This window comes from Bacillus sp. B2-WWTP-C-10-Post-4, assembly GCF_009183805.1.
GTDB classification, from domain to species: Bacteria; Bacillota; Bacilli; order Bacillales; family Bacillaceae_G; genus Bacillus_A; species Bacillus_A cereus.
Window position 1 is genome coordinate 1 of the sequence record NZ_WEII01000212.1, and the last position, 3,656, is coordinate 3,656.

Sequence of the window (3,656 nt, forward strand, 5' to 3'; positions counted from 1 at the left end):
TGTAAAATGACACTAGATAATATATATAACTTAGCTACACTCTCTTTTCCACACTTCTCTTCATATACTTTTTGAAGGGTAGTAAGATATAACGTCAGTTGAGAAATTTTAGTTTTTAGCTGTTCTAGAATTAATTCTTCTTCCCCATATTGTGCAAAAAGTAGCGCTTCATATATAGGACGATGCATATCCTCTTTCTTTATCATTTGCTCTAATAATAAATGTTCAAATTCTTGTTTACCACTTTTAGTAATACCGTAAATAGTCCGTTCAGGACGTTGTTCATTACGAATAATATCAACAACCTCTATAAAACCCTTCTTTTCAAGTTGCTCAAATGTATAATATAAAGAGCCTTTAGTAATTTTTATATAATATTTCATTTCACTATTTTTTAAAAGTTGCTGGACTTCATACGGATGCCTATTTTTCTCCATAAGAAGACCCAGCATAAAAAGCTTTGTATTCATAACTCTCCACTCCTTAATAACCTATACCAATAGTATAAGCTAAAAATAAGTAAAGAATCTTTTTGTTTTATAAAATTTATAACTTCAAATTCACTTTATTATCCTTTGTACCAGCTTTGACATTCCCCATAAATAATATTGCCATAAACGAAACGATAATTGGAATTAAAGCTAATAGAAAAACAGTAGTAATGGAAGATGACATAGCAGCTATAACCTTTTCAAGAATAAAAGTAGGTATACTGGACCTTACATCTGAGCGAAATATTGCACTCGGATCACCTAGATTATTTAACATGCTGGAACCATGTTCTATTCCCTTAAAAGCATCCTTTAAGTTAGCTGTAAAGGTACTATTTTGAATGGAGCCAAAAATCGTTACTCCAATTGTCATACCTAGTGAACGAAAGAATGAATTTGTTGAAGTAGCTGAACCACGGAATCTCGGTTCCATATTATGAATAGAAACTGTGGGAAGCAAAGAGAACGAAAATCCAACTCCAAACCCCGTTATAATCATGTATATCGTTAAAAGTACACGGCTTGTTTGTGGATCCATCGTTCCTAACAAATACATACCTATCCCAAAGGATATTATAGATAATAACATCAAGTTGCGGTAACTAATTTTCGTTTGAAATATTCCACCAATTGCACTACCTACTACAGAACCTAACATCATTGGGGTTAAAATTAATCCAGCATTAGTTGCTGTTCCACCATATACAGCCTGAACAAAAATAGGAATAAATACTGTTAAAATAACAAATGTTGCTCCATAGAAAAACGTAATAATTTGTGATATTGCAAACTCCTTACGCTTAAACATCCAAAATGATATTATCGGATCTTTCACTTTTCTTTCTACCAATAGGAAGCCAACGAAAAATACAATAAACGATGCAAATAACCCAATAATTTGTATCGAATCCCACTTAAATTCCTTTCCTCCCAACTCTAAAGCGAACATTAAGCTAATTACTGCTATGACGAGTGTTATCGCCCCCCACCAATCAATATTTTGCTTAGTAGGTGGATTATTTTCTTTATAAGCTTTTAAAATAAAAATTAATGACATTAGACCAATTGGAATATTGACGTAAAAAATCCAATGCCAACTTATATTTTCTGTTATATACGCACCTAATAAAGGTCCTAATACACTTGAAGAACCAAATACGGCCCCTAATAATCCAGTCATTTTCCCTCTTTTTTCAATAGGAAAAATATCAAATACAATGGTAAAGGCGATTGGCATCAGTGCCCCCCCACCTATACCTTGAATTGCACGATAAATACTTAGCTGAACAATACTTTGCGCAGTACCGCATAATGCAGAACCAATTAAGAAGATTAATAAACCAAAAATATAAAACCTCTTTCTACCATACATATCAGATAATTTCCCGAAAATAGGCATACCCGCCATAACTGCAACCATATAAGCAGAAGTAACCCAGATGAATTTATCCAATCCACCCAAATCTGAGACAATTGTACCAATTGAAGTGGCAACAATTGTATTATCCATTGCAGCCATTAAAATGCCTAGCATTAACCCAGCTATCACTAAGCGTAAGTTGCTCTCTTTTGCAACCATACCTCTTTCCTCCTTTTTTCACACTCAATAAAATATATAGTCTAATTAAACTATATACTCATTATAGTCTAATTAGACTATTTTTCAATAAATCATAAGAAAAAAATAAATCCCCCCAAATATATTGGAGAGATTATAATTGTAGAATTGCTTCCTATATAAAGTAATTAAAACCGTAAAAACTATTACTTTTTTATACTACCTTGATTTTGCATACATGTAGCTTACTCATTTAGTTTTGGTCTAGTTTGTAAATATAAATTCAAATCCGGACTTGAACCGCTAATAATTATATCTCGAACAATTTTAGAAAGCACCATACTATATACTAATCCATTATCTCCATACGCATAGATAAAGTGACAATTTGGAAACTCTTCATACATTCCAATTATAGGTAAACCATCATGAGTACCACCATAAAAAGCACTTAAATAAAATTCAGGTTCAACTGTTATATTGGGAAAGAGCTTATTAAATTCATTTACTAATTTCTCTTTTTTATGGATTAATTTTGAATCTCTTTCTTGAGCAATGTTTGTATCTTCATCTAACCCACCTATAATAATCCTGTTATCTGCAGTAGTTCTCATATAAATATATGGTCTCGCAGTTTCCCAAATGAGAGTACGTTTATACCAAGAAGATAAATCTTCTACAGGATTAGTAACAACTGCATATGAGCTAATCAGTGTAGCGTTCTTTTCCTTTTTAAATTCCAACCCTTCATATCCTGCAGCCACAATTACTTTATTGGCAGTAATAGAATTGCCCCCCTTTGTATAAAAGATAGCACATTCTTTCTCTAACTTTTTGCCAACAATCTCTGTATCTTCATAAATTTGAACTCCTTTATTAGCAGCTTGTTCTAATAAACTATGTGTAAATTTATAAGGATTTATTTCACCATCATTATACGTATAAATAGCTGCACGTTTTTTAAATGGATATCTCTGTCCAATTTGTTCCTCTGATAGCCAAGTCGCTTTAAAATCATGCTTATGTAAATAATACAGTTCTTTTTCTAATTTCTTTATATCCTCTTCATAACTTGCATAATATAAACTGTCACGTCGTTTAAAATCAGAGCAATAAGGCAAGTTTTGATCAGCATATTCAATATCATTAATAGCTTGTTCACACAATTTCATATGCTTAACTGCATACTCTTCTCCAAATGTATTTACAAGTTCAAAAAACATCTTGTCACCTAAATATTGAATAAGTGCTGTATTTGTAAGGTTACTCCCGTGTCCTACCTTTCTTTTATCAACGACAACAATATTTAAATCTGATTCACTCAAATAGTATGCTGATTGAGCACCTGAACTTCCTGCTCCTATTATTAGTACGTCACATTTTATATCTTCTTCCAACCGAGGATAAGAAGGTGTATTAGAAAAAGTTGTGTTCCAATATAATTTCCCTTTCTGTAAATCCATTTAAAGTGCACCGTCCTAAATAAAATAGTTATATCCCCATCTGTATCTCCAAATCATTCTTACTATATACTTCTTATCAAATTTATTTTTGCTACCATTAGATTATTAGTGCAATATTTTGTTCACCCATATATAGTATTAAAC

Annotated in this window: 3 protein-coding genes; all 3 read right to left on the reverse strand. The window is 31.8% G+C overall.

Translation table 11 applies throughout. The features are described 5' to 3' along the window. The coding region (locus GBN78_RS29090) for a PadR family transcriptional regulator (protein ID WP_152128004.1) at nucleotides 1-470 on the reverse strand (470 nt) is incomplete at its 3' end. Between the two features lie 76 nt (nucleotides 471-546). Continuing rightward, entirely contained in the window at nucleotides 547-2,070 is a 1,524-nt protein-coding gene (locus GBN78_RS29095) for an MDR family MFS transporter (protein ID WP_000225814.1), read from the reverse strand. Nucleotides 2,071-2,294: 224 nt separating this feature from the next. Further along, nucleotides 2,295-3,512, reverse strand: coding sequence for an NAD(P)/FAD-dependent oxidoreductase (locus GBN78_RS29100; protein WP_000365643.1), 1,218 nt, complete (start codon nucleotides 3,510-3,512; stop codon nucleotides 2,295-2,297). Between the last annotated feature and the right edge of the window lie 144 nt (nucleotides 3,513-3,656).